This is a genomic window from Streptomyces sp. NPDC007863, assembly GCF_040633895.1.
Classification (GTDB): domain Bacteria; phylum Actinomycetota; class Actinomycetes; order Streptomycetales; family Streptomycetaceae; genus Streptomyces.
Genome location: NZ_JBEYEI010000016.1, coordinates 89,254 through 107,555 on the forward strand (window position 1 = coordinate 89,254; position 18,302 = coordinate 107,555).

Sequence of the window (18,302 nt, forward strand, 5' to 3'; positions counted from 1 at the left end):
CAGCCGGACCGTCGACCGTACGGGGCCGGTGCCGGACCCAGGATGGAGGCAGAGCGAACGAAGCGCCGCCCTCCTCCTCCACACGACCTCCCCGGGAGCCCACCATGAAGAAGAAGCTCGTCCTCGGCACCACCGTCGCCGCCGTCCTGGCCGCCGGCACCTTCGGCGCCGTCTCCGCCAACGCCTCCGCCCCGGCCGCCGATCCCGCCGCCGTCGTCAAGGCCGACGCGGGCAGCGACAACCTGTTCCAGACCAACCACCTCACCATCGAGGCCGCCACCGACGCCGCCGAGGCCGTCCTCGACGCCGCCGCCAAGGAGAACCAGCGCGTCTCCGTCGCCGTCGTCGACCGCAACGGCAACACGATCGTCACCCTGCGCGGCGACGGCGCCGGCCCGCAGTCCTACGAGTCGGCCGTGAAGAAGGCGTACACCGCCGTCTCCTGGAACGCCCCCACCTCCGAGCTGGTCAAGCGCCTGGAGCAGGCCCCGAACCTGAAGGACATCCCGGGCACCCTCTTCCTCGGCGGCGGCGCCCCGGTCACCGCCAACGGCGGCCCGATCGCCGGCATCGGCGTCGCGGGCGCCCCCTCCGGCGACCTGGACGAGAAGTTCGCCCGCGCCGGTGTCGCCGAGCTCGCGAAGTAAGCGGAGCTCCCCCCGTACCGGTGAGGGCGTCCGATTCCCCCCGACGGACGCCCTCACCCACACCTTCTGCCCGACTTGTCTAGGATCCGTACCGTGATCCGTGCCGCGATCCGTACCGTGATCCCGACCCGTCGGGCCGGACGGTCCCCCCGGGCCGCCGCCTCCCTGGCGGCGGCCCTCGCCGTGCTCGGCGGCCTCCTCGCCGGCTGCTCGCCGGAGACCGGCGGGGTGCGGGGCACGCCCGGCGCGTCCGGGCTGCGCGACCCGTACTTCGCCAAGCTCGGCAACGGCGGCTACGACGTCGGCCACTACGCCCTCGACCTCGCCTACGACCCGGACACCGGCCGGCTCGACGGCACCGCGCGGATCACCGCCCGCGCCACCCAGGACCTCTCCGCGTTCAACCTCGACCTGTCCGGGCTGACCGTGACGGGCGCGACCGTCGACGGCGAGCCCGCCGCCGTCAACCGCGCCGGGACCGAGCTGACGCTCCGTCCGCGCGACGAGCTGCCGAGCGGACGGGAGTTCACCGTCACGGTCGCGTACGCGGGGGTGCCCGAGCAGCTCACCGACCCCGACGGGTCGACGGAGGGCTGGCTGAGGAGCGCCGGCGGGGCCGTCGCGGTCGGCGAACCGGCCGGCTCCATGACCTGGTTCCCCGGCAACCACCACCCCTCCGACAAGGCGGCGTACGAGATCGCGCTGACCGCCCCGAGCCGGCTCGCGGCGCTCTCCAACGGCGTCCGCGTCTCCGCCGAACCCGTCTCCGGCGGCCGCACCCGCACGGTCTGGAGCCAGTCGGAGCCGATGGCGAGCTACCTCGCGACGGTGATGATCGGCCGGTACGAGACCACCACCGGCACGGCGCTCGGCGAGGTCCCGGTGGTCACCGCCGTCGAGCCCGCGCTCGTCTCCGCGACGGCCGGGCTGCGGGCCGAGCTCCCCACGCTCCTCGCCCGCCAGCAGGACCGCTTCGGCCCCTACCCCTTCTCCGCCGCCGGCGCCGTCGTCACCGCCGACGGGTCCCTCGGCTACGCCCTGGAGACGCAGACCCGGCCCGTCTTCCCGGCCGGCTCCTTCGACCGCACGACGCTCGTGCACGAACTGGCCCACCAGTGGTTCGGGAACTCCGTCACCCCCGCGTCCTGGCAGGACATCTGGCTCAACGAGGGCTTCGCCACCTACGCCGAGTGGCTGTACGCGGAGGAGTACGGCTCCGTGCCCGCCGCCGACAGCTTCGCGGCCGCCTTCGCCGAGGACGCCAACTGGGCCTTCCCGCCCGCCGATCCGCCCACCGCCGAGAACCTCTTCGACCCGCCCGTCTACCAGCGCGGCGCGATGGTCCTCCACCAGCTCCGCGAGACCGTCGGCGACCGCGTCTTCGACGAGCTGCTGCGCGGCTGGGCCGCGAAGTACCGGCACGCCAACGCGTCCACGGCGGACTTCACGGCCTACGCGGAGTCGGTCGCCGGCCGGGACCTGGACGGGGTGTGGGACGTCTGGCTGTTCGGCGACGGACGGCCGGCGAAGCCGTAGATCCTGTCTACAGGGACTTCCGCAGGACCACGCACGGGCGGCCGTGTGCCAGGTCCGGGCGGCGGGCGGTCTCCTCGTACCCCAGGGCGGTCCAGAAGGCGAGGGCCTCGGGGTTGTTCTCCAGGACGGCGAGCTTGAGGCCCGTGCGGCCCCCGGCGCGGAAGCCGTCCTCGACGTGCCGGGCGAGGCGGCGGCCGAAACCGGCGCGCCGCTCGTCCGCGTGGACCATGAGGAGGCCCAGCCAGGGGTCCGGGTCGGCCGGGTCGGGGTGGTGGCCGAGCGTCACGGCGACGGCGACGAGGCGGCCCTCGGAGCGGGCCAGGAGGACCTCGGCGGAGGGCTCGGCGAGTTCGTCGGCGAGGGCGGCCGCGACCTGCTCGGGACGGATCGCGTCCGGGTCCGGGAAGTCACCGCTGAGCTGCTGGAACGCGCGGTCCGAGGCGTACAGCGCGGTGAGTTCGGTGAGCAGCGGCCCGGGCAGCGCGACGCCGTCCTCCAGGGCCTTGGGCGCGAGGGTCTCGACGATCACGGGGCAAGGGTAGGCCCCGGCGGGTCGAAACCCGGCCGGGGCCCGGTGGCTCGGGGAGCCGTGTGTCAGAGGTTCACGCCGAAGTCGCGGGCGATGCCCTCCAGGCCGGAGGCGTAGCCCTGGCCGACGGCGCGGAACTTCCACTCGGCGCCGTTGCGGTACAGCTCGCCGAAGACCATGGCGGTCTCGACGGCGGCGTCCTCGGAGAGGTCGTAGCGGGCGATCTCGGCGCCGCCGGCCTGGTTCACGATGCGGATGTACGCGTTGCGGACCTGGCCGAAGTTCTGCGAGCGGGAGACCGCGTCGTAGATGGAGACCGGGAAGACGATCTTGTCGACGTTCGCCGGGAGGCCCGCGAGGTTGACGTTGATCTGCTCGTCGTCGCCGCCGCCCTCACCCGTGCGGTTGTCACCCGTGTGGACGATGGTCTGGTCCGGGGTGGACTTGTTGTTGAAGAAGACGAAGTGGGCGTCCGAGGCCACCTTGCCGGCGGCGTCCACGCCGATGGCGGAGGCGTCGAGGTCGAAGTCGGTGCCGGTCGTCGTGCGGACGTCCCAGCCGAGGCCCACGGTGACGGCGGTCAGGCCCGGCGCCTCCTTGGTCAGGGAGACGTTGCCGCCCTTGGAGAGGCTCACTGCCATGGGAAGTCCCTTTCATCGTGGTTCAGCACGTTGTCTTCGCCCGGAGAAACGCGGAACGGCGTCCCACGGTTCCCGACCGCGAAAACAGGATGACGGTCCGTGCCCGGTGCGGGGAACATGGAGGCATGTCAGGTCCGTATCAGATCCGCGGCTCCGTCTCGCTCCCCGAGGCCGAGCTCCAGTGGCGATTCTCGCGCTCCTCGGGTCCCGGCGGCCAGCACGTGAACACCTCCGACTCGCGTGTCGAGCTGCTCTTCGACCTCGCCGCGACCGAGGTCCTGCCCGAGGTGTGGAAGGCCCGCGCCCTGGAACGGCTCGCCTCCCGGCTCGTGGACGGCGTACTGACCGTACGGGCCTCGGAGCACCGCTCCCAGTGGCGCAACCGCGAGACGGCGGCCGTCCGGCTCGCCGCGCTCCTCGCCGAGGCGACCGCCCCGCCGCCGAAGCCGCGCCGTGCGACGAAGATCCCCCGGGGCATCAACGAGCGCCGGCTGCGGCAGAAGAAGCAGCGCGCCGAGACGAAGCGCGGCCGGCAGGGCCGCGACTGGGGCTGACGGGCCCGCGACCGGGGCCCGGCGGTCCGGCCTGCCGGTGCTCAGCCCAGGTGGCGGTAGCGGCCCCGGAAGTAGGCGAGGGGCTCGCCGTCCGGCGCGGGCAGGCCGACCGAGAGGACGCGGCCGACGACGAGGGTGTGGTCGCCCGCGACCACCCGGCTCTCCGTGCGGCACTCCAGGGTGGCGAGCGCCCCGTCGAGCAGCGGCGCCCCGCTCTCCGCGCCGCGCGTGGACGGCAGGTCGGCGAAGAGCAGCCGGTCCGAGACGCGGCCCTTCATCGAGAAGCGGCCGGCGACCTGCCGCTGGTCCTCGGCGAGGACCGACACCGCCCAGACCGGGACCTCCTCCAGGAGGTCGTCCATCCGGGAGCCGTTGCGCAGGCTCACCAGGACCAGCGGCGGGTCCAGCGAGACTGAGAGGAAGGCGGTGGCGGTCATGCCGACGTCCTCGCCGCGCGGGCCGTCGTCGGGGTCGTGCGCGGTCACCAGGACCACTCCGGCCGCGAGGCGGGACATGGCCGCCCGGAACTCGTCGTCGCTCACCCCCTCAGCATGAGGGATGGCGAGGTCGGTGAGGGGCGGCGAGGGCGGGGTCTTCTGCAGCACACCGGCACGCTACGGCGGGGCCCGCGCGGGCCGCATCGGGCCGGGGGACCAGAGGGGCGCCCGGCAAGGGTCCTAGGACCCCGGCCGGTACCGGGGCGGCGAGGCGCCTGTGACTTGAGTCACAGAGGGCAGTATTTGCTGACCCTGTGTACCGGGTGCGCAGCTCGCTGTGATTCAGTGGCGGGGACAGTACAGCACGAAGCCGATGAGAACCCTGGAGTTGCTGTCGAGGTCTCGGGGAGAGCGAGCGATGGAGACCGAGTCGGAGCCTTACGTCCGTCTCTCGACCCTGCGGCAGCTGCATCAGGTCGTGGCGGACCTGAACACCGCCCGCAGCCTCGCGGACACCCTGCAGACCGTCGCCGACGGCGTCGTCGCCGGCCTCAACTACCAGCTGGCCTGCGTGAACCTGGTCCGGCCCGACGGTGACCTGGTCGTCGCCGCCTTCGCCGGAGACCCCGCCGCCGAGGCCCTCATCACCGGCCGCGTCGGCTCCCGCGAGGCCTGGGAGCGCCGGCTCGCCATGTCCGTCCCCTGGGGCGACCTGCGGTTCATACCGCACACCGAGGGCTGGGTCCTGATGGACGACGACGTGCCGCAGTGGCACACCGACGGCCCCGCGCCCCGCTTCGAGGACGAGTGGCACCCCCACGACCGGCTGTACGCCCCCATGTACGCCTCCGGCACCGGCCAGGAGCTGCTCGGCGTCATATCCGTCGACCGTCCGCGCAACGGCCGGCACCCCGGGCCCTGGGGGCAGGAAGCCCTCCAGATGTACGCCTCACAGTCCGCCATCGCGATCAGCAACGCCCGGCTCCGCTCCAACATGCAGCGCGCCCTCATCCGCCTTGAGCGCGAGCAGCAGGCCCTGCGCGCCAGCGAGGAGTCCTTCCGGCAGGCCTTCGAGTACGCCCCCTCCGGCATGGCCATCGCCGAGCTCGGCGGCGACCAGCACGGCCGGCTCCTGCGCACCAACGACGCGCTCTGCCGGCTCCTCGGCCGCCCCGCCTCGGTGATGCGCCGCTACTCCTTCGCCGACCTCGTCCACCCCGAGGACATCGGCACCCTGCTCCGCACCTCCGCCGAGGGCGGCCGCGCCGAGCTGCGGCTCGGCCGGCGCGACGGCACCTACGTCTGGGTCTCGCTGCGGAACTCGGTGGTCGCCGACACCGCCGACGGGCCCCGCTTCCTCCTCACCCACGTCGAGGACATCGAGGAGCGCAAGCGGCACGAGCTCCAGCTCGCCCACCGGGCCTCCCACGACGCCCTCACCGGCCTGCCCAACAGCGCCGAACTGCGCTCCCGGCTCTCCGCCCGGCTCTGCGAGCGCCCCGCGCACGCCGACGCCTACCAGGGCCCCGGCCCCGACCCGCTGCCCGTCGCGTACGAGGGCGGCGGCTACGAGGCGTACGAGGGCGGGTACGAAGGGGGCCACGACGGCGGGTACGAGTACGGCCACGAGCACGAGCACGGCTTCGGCTTCGAACCCGCCGGCGGCGGGGCGTACGACCACCACGTGCACACGGTCGCGCCGACCGGCGGCGACGTCGACGACGGCACGAAGGGGCTCGCCGTCCTCTTCTGCGACCTCGACGGCTTCAAGTCGATCAACGACCGCTTCGGGCACCACACCGGCGACGCCGTCCTCATCGAGGTGGCCCGCCGGCTCACCACCGGCGTCAGGGACGGCGACACGGTCGCCCGTCTGGGCGGTGACGAGTTCGTCGTCCTCGCCGACGGACTCGGCTCGGCCGACGCCGCCGACCTCGCCGTCCGGCTGCGCAACGCGATCATCCCGCCCATCCGGGTGGACGGCCGCGCGGTGCGGGTCGGGGCCAGTTTCGGCATCGGCTGGGCCGAATGCGGGATGACCGTCGAAGAGGTCCTGAACTCCGCCGACCAGCGGATGTACGTGGAGAAACGGTCCCGTGCCAAGGTGCACCGCCGGGCCGGATGATCGCTTCCCGCGTGATGGCCGGCTGAAGTCCTTTCGTCGGCACCCCACCTTCGGGTGGAGGGAGGGAACGAAAGCCCTGCGGAGCGGGGTTTCGCCGCAAGACTGATGGTCCGTGCTCTGACCAGCGAGTTTGTGCCTCACCTGTTGCGACACTAGTTTGTGAGCGTGACCACGACGCATGTGAAGCGGGCGTTCAAGTACCGCTTCTATCCCACGGACGAGCAGGCAGCCGAGCTGTCGCGCACGTTCGGCTGCGTCCGCAAGGTCTACAACATGGCGCTCGCCGCCCGTACTGAGGCGTGGGCGCGGCAGGAGCGGGTGAACTACAACGCCACGTCGGCGATGCTGACGGCGTGGAAGAAGACCGAGGAACTGGCGTTCCTCAATGAGGTGTCGTCGGTTCCGCTCCAGCAGTGCCTTCGGCACCTGCAGGCGGCGTTCACAAACTTCTTCGGCAAGCGGGCCAGGTACCCGCGCTTCAAGTCGAAGAAGAAGTCGCGGAGGTCTGCCGAGTACACCACCAGCGGGTTTCGCTTTCGTGATGGGAAGCTGACGTTGGCCAAGATGGCGGTACCGCTGGACATCGTGTGGTCCCGGCCCCTGCCCGAGGGGGTGAAGCCTTCGACGGTGACCGTGTCTCAGGACGCGGCCGGGCGTTGGTACGTCTCGATGCTGTGCGAGGACCCTGCCGTCACGCCGCTCCCCGTGACGGATACCGCCGTGGGCGTGGATGTCGGCCTGGATCATCTGCTGACCCTCTCGACCGGGGAGAAGATCGCCAATCCCCGGCACGAGCGCCGTGACCGCGCCCGCCTCGCCCTGGCCCAGCGCCGCCTGGCGAAGAAGACCAAGGGGTCGGCGAACCGGGCCAAGGCCCGGCGTAAGGTTGCCAAGATCCACGCCCGGATCGCCGACCGTCGCCGTGACAGCCTGCACAAGCTGACCACTCGACTCGTTCGTGAGAACCAAACGATCGTGATCGAGGACCTGACCGTGCGCAACATGGTCAAGAATCGGAGTCTGGCCCGTGCCATCAGCGATGCTGCGTGGTCGGAGTTCCGGAGCCTTTTGGAGTACAAGGCCCAGTGGTACGGGCGGGAAGTGATCGCGGTCGACCGCTTCTTCCCCTCCTCCAAGCTGTGCTCCACCTGCGGCACCCTCCAGGGGAAGATGCCGCTGCACGTCCGCACCTGGACGTGCGACAGCTGCGGAACGACCCACGACCGGGACGGGAACGCCGCGAAGAACCTGCTGGCCGCCGGACGGGCGGTGTCGGCCTGTGGAGCTGGTGTAAGACCTCAACGGAGTTCTCCGGGCGGGCAGTCGGCGACGAAGCAGGAAGTCTCACGGCGCGAGCCGTGAGAATCCCTCCCGTCAGGGAGGAGAGCGTCAATCGTTCGGGGTAGGCTCGCGGTGGTCGGCGACGGTCGGCGCGCATAGAGAGGATGACCCGGATGGCTGCCGGTAACGACGGCGCGAACAAGCCCGAGGACGACGATCCGTTCGGCTACCTGTACGCGGACGGTCAGGCAGCAGGCGCCCAGGCCCCGCAAGGCGGCGGCTACGGTTACCCGGGCCCGGCCCCCGCTCAGTCCCGCGTGCCCCGCACCTCGTATAACCAGGTCAGGGCGGTCGGCGAGCGTCGCGGCCACCCGGCCCCGCAACAGTCCTATGTCCCGCACCAGCAGCAGGTCCCGTACGGTCAACCGCACCCCCAGTACGCGGCCCCCGAGGTCTACGGCAGCGGCTCGCAGACCCGCCAGTCCCCGCTCCCGCCTCAGCGCGGCGGATCCGGCCGCGGCCCCAACACCAGGGGCCTCCTGATCGGCGCGGTCGCGGTCGTCGCGGTCGTGGTGGCGGGCATCGCGGCGGCAGTGATCTCCAACATGGGGGGCGAGAAGAATAAGAACGCGGAGGGCCCGGGCGGCAACCCGACGGGTGCCCCCACTCAGGTTTCAGAGTCCCCGTCGACCGACCCCAGCACCTCCTCGCAGCCCCCGGCGGAGCTGCCGCAGCAGGACGCGGCGACGCTGAAGTTGGGCGGCCCCGCCACTCTCGCCAAGGATATTGCCGGTGCGAAGGGCGCGGACGGTGCCTATGTGTCGTTCAACGGCCAGGGCGGGGCCGCGAGCTGGACCGTGGATGTGCCCGAGAGCGGCGAGTACACCCTGTACATCACGTATAGCGTGCCGGGTAAGGACGCCAAGACGTCCCTCCTGGTCAACAATGGTGAGCCCCGCTCCCTGAACATGTCCAACTTCGCTAAGGCGGCGGAAGGAGACTGGGCGAAAGGCTGGACCAACACTTACGCCTACGTGAACCTCAACAAGGGCGAGAACTCCCTGAAGATCTCCTGCGAGGCCGGCGACCAGTGCGAGGCGATACTCGACCAGGTCGCACTGAAGGCCGGACACGCGAAGGGGTAGGCATCCACGGGCCCGGTGCGGGGAGGGCGAGGCCGCCCCGCACCGGGCCCGTTCAGCAGGTCAGCCCCCCCAGCTCGTGCACATGTTCCTGACGCTGCCGTCCGAGTTGATGCGAGCCACCTGGATCCCGATGTCGAAGAGTCCCATGCTGTTGGAAGCGGTCGTCGTCCATCGGCTGGTTGTGCCGTAGCCGCTCGTGTTCGAACGCCACTGGTAATATGTGACGGCCCCGTTTACGTTCTTGGAAATCATGCGAACGCGCACGCTGTTTCCGTCGGATGCCGTATCGGTGAGGCTGAAGGCGACGTTGATAGTGGCGTCCGGTCCATACCAGTTCGAGAACTGATAGTCGCCGAAGGCACCCGTAGTGCCGCAACTACGAAAGCCCTTGAAGCCGGATGTCGTGGCCGCATGAGCGGGGGTGGAGGCGCCAATGGCCACGGCAAGGGCTCCTATGGTGGTCCCGGCGGTCAGGGTTAGCTTGCGCATGTCGACTCCCATCGATCGAATTGCCCCAGCGCTGATCATTTATCGAAGGTGCAGGGGAGTGAAGTCGAATGCCGGACTAATGTTCGATGACGGGAAGTTGCCCCATAGCAGCCGCGTACGGCGGTAGGTGTGGATGCCGGGTATGCGGGCGTCGAGCGGCTCTCGTCCTTGTGAGCGGCGCGGTGGCCCCGCCCTACGCCGCGGCCGCCAGCTCCCGCACCGTGATGCGCGGGAGCAGTGCCTCGTACGCCGTCTCGTCGAACTCGCCGGCCACCGGGGAGAGGACGGTCGCCACGGAGAGGGCGACGGCGTGGGCGAGGCGGGTGGGCCACTCGGTGCCGGTGACCAGGCCGGCGAGGAGGGCGGCGACCACCGAGTCGCCGGCTCCCGTCGGGTTGCCGTGGACCGGAGCCGGGGGCGTCGCCTGCCAGAGGCCGTCCGGGGTGGCGGCGAGGAGGCCGTCGGGGCCGAGCGAGGTGACGACGGCGTGGGCGCCCCTGCGGCGGGCGTCCTGCGTGGCGCGGCGCGGGTCGCGGGAGCCGGTGAGGCCGGCGAGCTCGTCGGCGTTGGGCTTCACCAGGTCGGGGCGGGCGGCGATGCCGCGGCGGAGCGGTTCCCCGGCGGTGTCGAGGAGGACCGGGACGCCGGCCGCGCGGGCCGTCCGGATCAGTTCGGCATAGGCGCCGACATGGACGCCCGGCGGGAGGCTGCCGCAGAGGGCGACCGCCGCGGCGCCGGGCAGCAGCTCCGCGTACCGGGTGCGGAAGGCGGTCCATTCCTCGGGGGTGACGGCGGCGCCGGCCTCGTTGAACTGGGTGGTGTCCCCGGCGGCGGCGTCGACGACGGCGAGGGTGCGGCGGGTCGTCGCCGCGACGGTCACCAGGGCGTCGGTGAGGCGGGGCACGGGCGCGAGGAGTGCGCGGAGCCGGTCCCCGGTGGGGCCGCCGGCGAAGCCGGTGACGACCGTCTCGTGGCCGAGCGCGGCCAGCACCCGGGCCACGTTGACGCCCTTGCCGCCGGGCCGTTCGGCGTGGTCGGCGACCCGGTGGCTGGTGTGCGGGACGAGGGCCGGGACGCGGTAGGTGACGTCCAGCGCCGTGTTGAGGGTGACCGTGAGGATCACCTGTCCACCCCCCGTACTTCCGGTAAGACCTGCGGAGACAGCCGCGATCATGCCAAAGGGACGGCGATCGGCCCAGCCCCTGGGCCGGTAACCGTCCCCTTTCGGCCTGATCAGGCGGTCTGTCGGGGGGCTTGTCCGGTGGTCTGTCAGGTGTCCGTCAGGCCCGCTGCGGCACGCGGGTGGGGATGCCCTGCGGCGCGACGATCCACTCGCCCTTGCGCATGACGCCCTTCACGTCGAACGCGGCGTCGAGGACGACCATGTCGGCGTCCTTGCCCGGCTCCAGGGAGCCGACCCGGTCGTAGACGCCGAGGAGGCGGGCCGGGTTGGCGGAGATGGCCTGGACGACGGACTCGACGGGGAGCCGGTCGACGGTGGCGGCGCGCTTGAAGGCGCGGTCCAGGGTGAGGGTGGAGCCGGCGATGGATCCGCCCTCGACGAGGCGGGCCACGCTGTCCTTCACCTCGACCTCCAGCGGGCCGAGCATGTAGCGGCCGTCGCCGAAGCCCGCCGCGTCCATGGCGTCGGTGATGAAGGCGACGCGCTCGGGGCCCGCGTGGTGGAAGGCGAGCTCCAGGGCGGCCGGGTGGAGGTGGGTGCCGTCGTTGATGAGCTCGACGGTGATCCGCTCGTCCTCCAGGAGCGCGGCGATCGGGCCGGGCGCGCGGTGGCCGAGGCCGGGCATCGCGTTGTACAGGTGGGTGGCGACGGTGGCGCCGGCGTCGATGGCCTGGACGGTCTGCTCGTAGCTGGCGTCGGTGTGGCCGATGGCCGCGATGACGCCGTGCTCGGCGAGGAGGCGTACGGAGTCGAGGCCGCCGGGCAGCTCGGTGGCGAGGGTGACCATCTTGGCCTGGCCGCGGGCGGCGTCGATCAGCTTGAGGACCTCGGCCGGGTGCGGGTCGCGCAGCAGGGTCTCGTCGTGGGCGCCCTTGCGGCAGGGGGAGATGAACGGGCCCTCGAAGTGGAGGCCGGCGATCTCGCCCTGCTCGGCGAGCTCGGAGAGCAGTCCGGCGCGGGCGGTGAGGAAGTCCATGTCGCCGGTGACGAAGGAGGCGACGACGGTGGTCGTGCCGTGCAGCCGGTGGGTGTGGACGCCCTTGAGGACCTCGTCGACGGTGCCGGAGGTGAAGGAGGCGCCGCCGCCGCCGTGGTTGTGCATGTCGACGAAGCCGGGCACCAGCCAGTGGCCGCTGAGGTCGAGGACCTCGGCGTCCTCGGGAGCCGCGCCCGCGATGCGACCGCCGTCGACGATCACGCGCCCGTTCTCGACGATCCCGGTGGGCAGCACGACGCGTGCGCCGGCGAGAACCTTGTGAGCGGACATCAGGCGGAAACCTCCGGGTCGGTGGTGCGCTGGTCGGCGAGCAGGTCCCAGGCGAGGAGCCCCGCGCCCAGGCATCCGGCGGTGTCCCCGAGGGCCGCCGGGACGATGACGGGCAGCTTCTGGAAGGTGACGCGTTCCTCCACGGCGGCCCGTAGGGGTGTGAACAAGGTTTCCCCGGCCTCGGCGAGACCGCCACCGATGATGAGGGTGCGGGGGTCCAGCAGGGTGAGGGCGGTGACCAGGCCGTCGGCGAGGGCGTCGACGGCCTCCTGCCAGACGCGTACGGCGACGGGGTCGCCGGACTCGACCGCCTTGGCGCAGTCGGCGGCGTCCGCCCGGGGGTCGCCGGAGGCCGCGGCCCAGGCGAGGGAGACGGCGGAGGCGGAGGCGTACCGCTCCAGGCAGCCGCGCTGGCCGCAGCCGCAGTCGGTGCCGCCGGGGCGGACGACGATGTGGCCGATCTCGCCGGCGTAGCCGTGGGCGCCGGCCTCGATGAGGTCGCCGATGCCGATGGCGCCGGCGATGCCGGTGCCGAGGGGCACGAAGAGGAAGCGGTCGGCGCCGTTGCCCGCGCCGATGCGGCCCTCGGCGAGGCCGCCGGTGCGCACGTCGTGGCCGAGGGCGACGGGGAGGCCGCCGAGGCGTTCGCTGAGGAGGGCGCGGAGGGGGACGTCGCGCCAGCCGAGGTTGGCGGCGTAGACGGCGATGCCGCGGTCGGCGTCGACGATGCCGGGGACGGCGACCCCGGCGGCCGCGGCGGGCTCCCCGTACCGCTCCTCGCCGAGGGCGCGCAGGTCCTCGGCGAAGCCGAGGATCGTCTCGACGACGGCTTCCGCGCCGCGGTCGCGCCCGGTGGCGCGGCGGGCCTCGTGGAGCAGGGTGCCGTCCGCCCCGACGAGGGCGGCCTTCATGCCGGTGCCGCCCACATCGAGGGCGATGACGTGTCTCACGGGGGACAGTCTCGCGCGAGACCGCCCTAAAGGTCTAGTCCACTGCCGAGGATTGTTGCGCTCGGATACAAATTCGGGCCGGTGGTGTGGGGGGTTTGTGGCGAAGGTCCCTCCGGAGTTGCGGAAGTGATACCCGACTGGTGTAGACCTCTAGTTCGAGACTGGGGGAGACTTTCGACCCCCAACCCTGTGAATGTGCAGCTCACTGCTGCTCAATGACGAGCAAAAGGTGGATGAAGCCGTGGAGCGGCGACGATTCCTTGGACTGACCGCGGCCGCCGCCGCCCTGGGCCTGACCGCCACGGTCGCCGGCTGCGGCACCCTCGGCGGGGACGGCGGCGATGTGACCCTGCGCCTGGTCGCCGCCGACTACGACCTCACCGGCGGCAACACCACCCAGAAGTACTGGGACGACCTCGTCGCCGCCTTCCAGGCCGGCCACCCCGGGATCAAGGTCGAGGTGCAGGTCGAGTCCTGGGACGACGTCGACCGCAAGGTCGCCGAGATGGTGAAGGCCGGGCAGGCCCCCGACGTCGCCCAGATCGGCGCCTACGCCGACTACGCGGCCGCCGGGCAGCTCTACTCGGCCGACGACCTCCTCACCATCCCCGTGCAGGCCAACTTCGTCCCGGCGCTCGCCGAGGCCGGCGAGAACGACCGCACCCAGTACGGCCTGCCGTTCGTCGCCTCCACCCGCCCGCTCTTCTACAACGCCGACCTCTTCGAGAAGGCCGGCGTCGAGCCCCCCACCACCTGGGCCGAGCTCGCCGCCGCCGCGAAGAAGCTCAAGAAGGCGGGCGTCCGCACCCCCTTCGCCCTCCCCCTCGGGCCCGAGGAGGCGCAGGCCGAGTCCCTGATGTGGCTGTTCGCCGGCGGGGGCGGCTGGACCGACGACTCCGACCGGTACGCCATCGCCTCCGAGGCCAACATCGCCACCTTCACCTGGCTCAAGGACGAGCTGGTCGGCCAGGGCCTCACCGGCCCCGTCGCCCCCGGCAAGCTCAACCGCAAGGCCGCCTTCGCCGCCTTCGCGCAGGGCGAGGTCGGCATGCTCAACGGCCACCCGTCCCTCCTCCAGGAGGCCGCCAAGCAGGGCGTCAAGGTCGGCCAGGTCCCGTTGCCCGGCGTCGACGGCCCCGCCAAGGTCTCCATGGGCGTCGCCGACTGGATCATGGGCTTCAAGCAGAACGGTCACCGCAAGGAGATCGGCGCCTTCCTCGACTTCGTCTTCAGCGACGAGAACGTCCTGAAGTTCGCCGGCGACAACGACCTGCTGCCCGTCACGGTCAGCGCCTCCACCCGCATGGAGTCCGGGACCGAGCACGCGGGCCTCCGCGAGTTCCTGAAGGCCCTGCCCACCGCCCAGCTGCCGCCCGTCGGCAAGACCTCCTGGGCCAAGGTCAGCGAGACCATCAAGCAGGACATCGGCCGGGCCGTCACCCCCGCCGGCCGCCCCGCCGACGTCCTCGGCGCCATCGCCCGCACGGCGACGGCGGCGGAGGCGGCGGAGTAACCGCCTCGCCGGCCGTCGTATATAGGTTGGTCCTATGACCGAAGAGCACGTGCCCGACACCGACCCCGCCGAGCCGGAGGACTCCTCCGGGCTCGGGGAGCGGGAGCGGGCCGTGCTCGCCGTCGAGCGGCGGTCCTGGCCCGGGCCCGGTGCCAAGGAGCGGGCCGTGCGCGAGGGGCTCGGCCTCTCGCCGACCCGCTACTACCAGCTCCTCAACGCGCTCCTCGACGACCCGCGCGCCCTCGCCCACGACCCGGTCACGGTGAACCGGCTGCGCCGGGTCCGGGAGGAGAAGCAGCGCCGGAGGTAAACCCCCGCGGGGAGGTGAGTCCGGCCACGCTGACGCCGGGCGAAGGCGTCGGTAGGGTCGGCCGTATGGTCAGCAGCCTTCCGCACCCGGCCACACCCTCCGGCCGCGACGGCCTGGACGCGCTCCTCGCGCGCCCCTCCGAGGCCGTCGTCGCCCTCGACTTCGACGGGACGCTCGCCGAGATCGTCCCCGACCCCGAGCGGGCCCGGGCCCACCCCGGCACCGTCCCCGCCCTCGCCGCCCTCGCCCCGCACCTGGCCGCCGTCGTCATCGTCACCGGCCGCCCGGCGGGCGTCGCCGTCCGCCACGGCGGCCTCGCCGGAGTGCCGGGCCTGGAGCACCTCACCGTCCTCGGCCACTACGGCGCCGAACGCTGGGACGCCGCCACCGGCACCGTCACGGCCGCCGCCCCGCACCCCGGCGTCGCCGGCGTCCGCGCCGAGCTCCCCGGCTTCCTCGACCGGCACGGCGCCTGGCCCGGCGTCTGGATCGAGGAGAAGGGCCGCGCGGTCGCCGTCCACACCCGCCGCGCCCGGGACCCCGAAGGCGCCTTCGAGGCGCTGAAGGGCCCGCTCGGCGGGCTGGCCGCCGCGCACGGCCTGGTCCTGGAGCCGGGCCGGCTGGTCCTGGAGCTGCGGCCCCCCGGCATGGACAAGGGCGTGGCGCTGGCGGAGTTCGTACGCGAGAAGGGCGCGGGTTCCGTCCTGTACGCGGGCGACGACCTGGGCGACCTGCCGGCCTTCGCCGCCGTGGAGAAGCTCCGCGGCGACGGCCTCCCGGGCCTCCTCGTCTGTTCCGGCTCCACCGAGGTCCCGGAGCTCGCCGACCGCGCGGACCTGTCCGTGGACGGCCCGTCGGGCGTCGTCGCGTTCCTCGGGGAACTGGCGAGGGCGGTGCGGCGGGACTGAGCGTCCCGCCGCACCGCCCTCTCGGGGGTGACCGCTTCCAGGGGTGACTACCGCGCGGCCGGGTTGGCCACGGTGATCGTCAGGTCGTCGCCGGCGTCGCCGGTGACGGTGACCTTCACGCCGTGTCCGGCGACCTTGACGCTGGCCTGCGGCGCCGAGGTGTCGTAGTAGGCGTTCGGGTCGGTGTCGTCGAAGACCGGGATGCCCGGGACCGACGGCGCGCAGGCGGCGAGGGTCTCGACGGTCTGCTGCTTGCCCTTGCCGGCCAGGACCTCGGTGTGGAGGCAGGTGGCGTCGGTGGCCTCCAGGCCGAAGGTGGCGTCGAAGGGCTGGCGGCGGTTGCTGGGCGCGGCGCCGTTCGGGTACGTGAACGGCGTCGGGCGGGCGTCGACGGCCATGGCGGAGCCGCCGCCGGGGTGGTTGCTGACGTTGTTGTCGTCGTAGGACCGGTCGACGTACCAGACGAGCATGCCGTTCTGGTAGCGGAAGTACTCGACCCAGTCGGGGGCGGTCAGCGGCTTGGCGAACTGGTACGGGCCCTCGGCGAGGAGCGCGTCGGCGCCGACGTACTCGCGGTTCTCCACCAGGTAGTACTGCGGGTAGGTGGCGGACTCGGTGCCGGTGGAGACCTTCCAGCGGCCCTGCGCGGTCCAGCCGTTCGCGCCCTGCTCGACGTCGTCCGTCACCAGGGTCGTACCGCCGCTGGACAGGCCGATGTCGTCCAGGAAGGCGCCGGCGAGGTGCACGCCGCCGTCGGTCTGGTAGCGGAAGCGGAAGAGCGAGGGCTGTCCGGCGGCGTCGTAGGAGAACCGCAGGGTGGTCCACTTGCCGGCCGAGGAGCCGTCGACGGCCTCGCCGGCGCGGGCCCAGGTGGCGCCGCCGTCGAGGGAGTACTCGGCGAAGAGGTAGTCGAAGTCCGCCTCGATCTCGTACCAGGCGCTCGCCTTCACGGTGACGCGCGGGGCGGCCGGGACGGAGCGGGTGAGGGCCTGGTTGAGGCCGTCGGCCGAGCCGGTCCACCAGGCGTGCGTGCCGGAGGCCGGGGTGGCATAGGTGGTGGAGGCGGCCTTGTCGGGGAGCGCGACGCGGACGGCCTGCGCCTTGCCCGCCTCCTGGAGGGCGGCCGGGCTCAGCGTGTAGCCGCCGTCGGAGCCGAGCGGCGCGTCGACGTAGTCGAGCCAGCCGAGGAAGAGCTTCTCCTCGGCGCCCATCAGGCCCGGGTGGGTGCCGATGCCGGCGTTCGCGGCGTCGCCGTGGCCGAGCCAGGAGCCGGAGCTCATCAGGGTCCAGAAGGCGGTGGAGTTCTCGCCGCCGTCGGTGTCGTAGTAGTCCGGCAGGCCGAGGTCGTGGCCGAACTCGTGGCAGAAGACGCCGAGTCCGCCGTTCTCGCCCTCGGTGGTGTAGTCGCCGAGCCAGTACCTGGACTGCCCGATGCGGGCGCCGCCGGCCTTGTTCTGCGTACCGGCGACGTCGGGCCCGGTGAGCCCGTAGTCGTCCCCGTTGACGTACCACCGGTGCGACCAGATGGCGTCCTCGCCCTGGGCGCCGCCGCCGGCGTCCTCGCCCATGCCGGCGTGGACGGCCTGGAAGTGGTCGATGTAGCCGTCGGCCTCGTCGAAGTTCCCGTCGTGGTCCCAGTCGTTGCGGTCCCAGACGTCGAACTGCGCGAGGTACGCGTCGATCTCGGCGGGCGTCTTGCCGGCCGCGAGCTGCGCGTCCCACCAGGCGTTGCCGGTGTCCTGGATGAACGCCCACGAACCGCCGTTGTCCTCCACGGCGTTGTCGCCGTAGACGGAGGCGTTGCCGGGGACCTTGACCCAGTCCTCGACGACGTTGGAGACGGAGTAGGCGCCGTTCGACAGCTTCTCGTAGTACGTCTTCATCGACTCGCCGGGGCCGTTGAAGAGGTTCTCGTAGTAGGCCTTGTCGAAGTCGGCCGTCCAGGCGTTGGAGTTGTCCGTGGCCCGGTCCGGCTGGGCTATCTGGTTGTGCAGCGGCCCGGGGGTGGTGCCGAGCTTCCCGGACCCCTGGTCGCCGAACTCGGAGAGGATCGTGAGGATCTTCTCCTGCCGTACGGCGGTGGTGGTCTCGGTCTCGGCGAACTTCCCCGGCGCGACCTCGACGACGCCCCGGGCGTTCGCCTTGGCCTTGCCCTTGGCGACCAGGTCGATCGCCTTCTCGCGCAGCTCGGTGCGCTGCTTGGTGAGCGGCCCCGGCCGGTTGTCGGCCCGCTGGGCCTTCGCACCGGCCTGCACCGTGTCCCGGGCCTCCTGCGCGGCGGCGGGGGTGAGCCCCGCGGCGAGGAGTGCGGTGAGCGCCGACCCGAGAGTCATGCCCACGACAATCTTCTTCACGTGTGTTGCGATCCTTCCGCTTGCCTCTGGGGGAAAACGGATCGCCTGGGGGAACGATCGCCGCGAGTGTGCCACGGGACACCCCTCCCCGAGGAGGGGTCGTCACCGATTAACGGAACCGAATCACCGCCGCAACGGTCCGCGCCGCCGCGCCGGCCTCTTGCTGCCGCGCCCCGAGCCGCCCGCCGGTGGAACCCGTGCGCCGACCGCGCGGGGTGGGGCGCGGCGTGGCGGGAGCGGTGCGGGGTGAAGCGGAATCCGTACGCACCGAGCCGACGCCCCCGTGGGCCCACCCCGGTCCGGCCCCGTACGCGACCCATCACCGCAGCGCCCTCAGACCCCGCCCGGACCTCGGCCCAAGACAAGCGGCCACGGCGGCGGGAGAGCCGACCGGTCGTCCGCCACGTGGCCCCCAGCAACCAGCCACCGGCCC

17 protein-coding genes are annotated in these 18,302 nt (G+C 72.4%); 9 read left to right on the forward strand and 8 right to left on the reverse strand.

The features are described from left to right. The first annotated feature begins 104 nt into the window (after positions 1 to 104). Positions 105 to 647 carry a heme-binding protein gene (locus ABZ621_RS24615; protein WP_360608003.1) on the forward strand — a complete coding sequence of 181 codons (543 nt, stop codon included), beginning with the start codon at positions 105 to 107 and terminating at the stop codon, positions 645 to 647. Between the two features lie 165 nt (positions 648 to 812). Next, complete coding sequence (locus tag ABZ621_RS24620; protein WP_360608261.1) at positions 813 to 2,183, forward strand: M1 family metallopeptidase; 1,371 nt, start codon at positions 813 to 815, stop codon at positions 2,181 to 2,183. 7 nt (positions 2,184 to 2,190) lie between these two features. Here ABZ621_RS24620 and ABZ621_RS24625 read toward each other — a convergent pair whose 3' ends face one another. Both ABZ621_RS24625 and ABZ621_RS24630 read right to left on the reverse strand, forming a co-directional pair. Continuing rightward, positions 2,191 to 2,712 (reverse strand): GNAT family N-acetyltransferase, encoded by a 522-nt coding sequence (locus ABZ621_RS24625; protein WP_360608005.1) that lies wholly within the window; start codon positions 2,710 to 2,712, stop codon positions 2,191 to 2,193. 65 nt (positions 2,713 to 2,777) lie between these two features. Then, a complete protein-coding gene (locus tag ABZ621_RS24630; protein WP_360308411.1) occupies positions 2,778 to 3,353 on the reverse strand; it encodes a TerD family protein in 576 nt (191 codons plus the stop codon). Between the two features lie 125 nt (positions 3,354 to 3,478). On the opposite strand from ABZ621_RS24630, the gene arfB reads away from it, so the two are divergent. Then, a complete protein-coding gene (gene arfB, locus ABZ621_RS24635) occupies positions 3,479 to 3,907 on the forward strand; it encodes an alternative ribosome rescue aminoacyl-tRNA hydrolase ArfB (RefSeq protein ID WP_360608007.1) in 429 nt (142 codons plus the stop codon). A gap of 41 nt (positions 3,908 to 3,948) precedes the next feature. Here the strand turns inward: arfB and ABZ621_RS24640 are convergent, their stop codons facing one another. After that, positions 3,949 to 4,512 carry a flavin reductase family protein gene (locus ABZ621_RS24640; protein ID WP_360608009.1) on the reverse strand — a complete coding sequence of 188 codons (564 nt, stop codon included), beginning with the start codon at positions 4,510 to 4,512 and terminating at the stop codon, positions 3,949 to 3,951. Positions 4,513 to 4,762: 250 nt separating this feature from the next. On the opposite strand from ABZ621_RS24640, the gene cdgB reads away from it, so the two are divergent. The 3 genes from cdgB to ABZ621_RS24655 all read left to right on the forward strand — a co-directional run bounded on the left by cdgB (position 4,763) and on the right by ABZ621_RS24655 (position 8,895). Further along, on the forward strand, positions 4,763 to 6,469 hold the full coding sequence (gene cdgB, locus ABZ621_RS24645) for a diguanylate cyclase CdgB (protein ID WP_360608011.1): 1,707 nt from the start codon (positions 4,763 to 4,765) through the stop codon (positions 6,467 to 6,469). Positions 6,470 to 6,634: 165 nt separating this feature from the next. Next, a complete protein-coding gene (locus tag ABZ621_RS24650) occupies positions 6,635 to 7,831 on the forward strand; it encodes an RNA-guided endonuclease TnpB family protein (protein ID WP_360608013.1) in 1,197 nt (398 codons plus the stop codon). A gap of 92 nt (positions 7,832 to 7,923) precedes the next feature. Further along, entirely contained in the window at positions 7,924 to 8,895 is a 972-nt protein-coding gene (locus tag ABZ621_RS24655; protein WP_360608015.1) for a CBM35 domain-containing protein, read from the forward strand. Between the two features lie 60 nt (positions 8,896 to 8,955). Here ABZ621_RS24655 and ABZ621_RS24660 read toward each other — a convergent pair whose 3' ends face one another. From ABZ621_RS24660 to ABZ621_RS24675, 4 genes are all read right to left on the reverse strand, one after another. Further along, positions 8,956 to 9,384, reverse strand: a complete 429-nt coding sequence (locus ABZ621_RS24660) for a hypothetical protein (RefSeq protein WP_360608017.1) — start codon at positions 9,382 to 9,384, stop codon at positions 8,956 to 8,958. A gap of 193 nt (positions 9,385 to 9,577) precedes the next feature. Continuing rightward, positions 9,578 to 10,507 (reverse strand): 1-phosphofructokinase family hexose kinase, encoded by a 930-nt coding sequence (locus ABZ621_RS24665; protein WP_360608019.1) that lies wholly within the window; start codon positions 10,505 to 10,507, stop codon positions 9,578 to 9,580. Between the two features lie 157 nt (positions 10,508 to 10,664). Continuing rightward, positions 10,665 to 11,834 (reverse strand): N-acetylglucosamine-6-phosphate deacetylase, encoded by a 1,170-nt coding sequence (gene nagA / locus ABZ621_RS24670; RefSeq protein WP_360608021.1) that lies wholly within the window; start codon positions 11,832 to 11,834, stop codon positions 10,665 to 10,667. Next, on the reverse strand, positions 11,834 to 12,784 hold the full coding sequence (locus tag ABZ621_RS24675; protein ID WP_360608023.1) for an ROK family protein: 951 nt from the start codon (positions 12,782 to 12,784) through the stop codon (positions 11,834 to 11,836). Before ABZ621_RS24675 ends, nagA begins: the two co-directional genes overlap by 1 nt. A 229-nt stretch (positions 12,785 to 13,013) precedes the next feature. On the opposite strand from ABZ621_RS24675, the gene ABZ621_RS24680 reads away from it, so the two are divergent. The 3 genes from ABZ621_RS24680 (at position 13,014) to otsB (ending at position 15,515) form a co-directional block, all read left to right on the forward strand. Continuing rightward, entirely contained in the window at positions 13,014 to 14,297 is a 1,284-nt protein-coding gene (locus tag ABZ621_RS24680; protein WP_360608025.1) for an extracellular solute-binding protein, read from the forward strand. Between the two features lie 34 nt (positions 14,298 to 14,331). Continuing rightward, on the forward strand, positions 14,332 to 14,607 hold the full coding sequence (locus ABZ621_RS24685; protein WP_360608027.1) for a DUF3263 domain-containing protein: 276 nt from the start codon (positions 14,332 to 14,334) through the stop codon (positions 14,605 to 14,607). Between the two features lie 65 nt (positions 14,608 to 14,672). Further along, positions 14,673 to 15,515, forward strand: coding sequence for a trehalose-phosphatase (otsB, locus tag ABZ621_RS24690; protein ID WP_360608029.1), 843 nt, complete (start codon positions 14,673 to 14,675; stop codon positions 15,513 to 15,515). A gap of 47 nt (positions 15,516 to 15,562) precedes the next feature. Here otsB and ABZ621_RS24695 read toward each other — a convergent pair whose 3' ends face one another. Further along, positions 15,563 to 17,869 carry an immune inhibitor A domain-containing protein gene (locus ABZ621_RS24695; RefSeq protein WP_360608031.1) on the reverse strand — a complete coding sequence of 769 codons (2,307 nt, stop codon included), beginning with the start codon at positions 17,867 to 17,869 and terminating at the stop codon, positions 15,563 to 15,565. Positions 17,870 to 18,302 lie beyond the last annotated feature (433 nt).

Coding starts and splice junctions, on each gene's coding strand:
- ABZ621_RS24655 (WP_360608015.1), top strand. CDS start 7,924: ATGGCTGCCGGTAACGACGGCGCGAACAAGCCCGAGGACGACGATCCG.
- ABZ621_RS24615 (WP_360608003.1), top strand. CDS start 105: ATGAAGAAGAAGCTCGTCCTCGGCACCACCGTCGCCGCCGTCCTGGCC.
- cdgB (WP_360608011.1), top strand. CDS start 4,763: ATGGAGACCGAGTCGGAGCCTTACGTCCGTCTCTCGACCCTGCGGCAG.
- ABZ621_RS24660 (WP_360608017.1), bottom strand. CDS start 9,384: ATGCGCAAGCTAACCCTGACCGCCGGGACCACCATAGGAGCCCTTGCC.
- nagA (WP_360608021.1), bottom strand. CDS start 11,834: ATGTCCGCTCACAAGGTTCTCGCCGGCGCACGCGTCGTGCTGCCCACC.
- otsB (WP_360608029.1), top strand. CDS start 14,673: ATGGTCAGCAGCCTTCCGCACCCGGCCACACCCTCCGGCCGCGACGGC.
- ABZ621_RS24630 (WP_360308411.1), bottom strand. CDS start 3,353: ATGGCAGTGAGCCTCTCCAAGGGCGGCAACGTCTCCCTGACCAAGGAG.
- ABZ621_RS24685 (WP_360608027.1), top strand. CDS start 14,332: ATGACCGAAGAGCACGTGCCCGACACCGACCCCGCCGAGCCGGAGGAC.
- arfB (WP_360608007.1), top strand. CDS start 3,479: ATGTCAGGTCCGTATCAGATCCGCGGCTCCGTCTCGCTCCCCGAGGCC.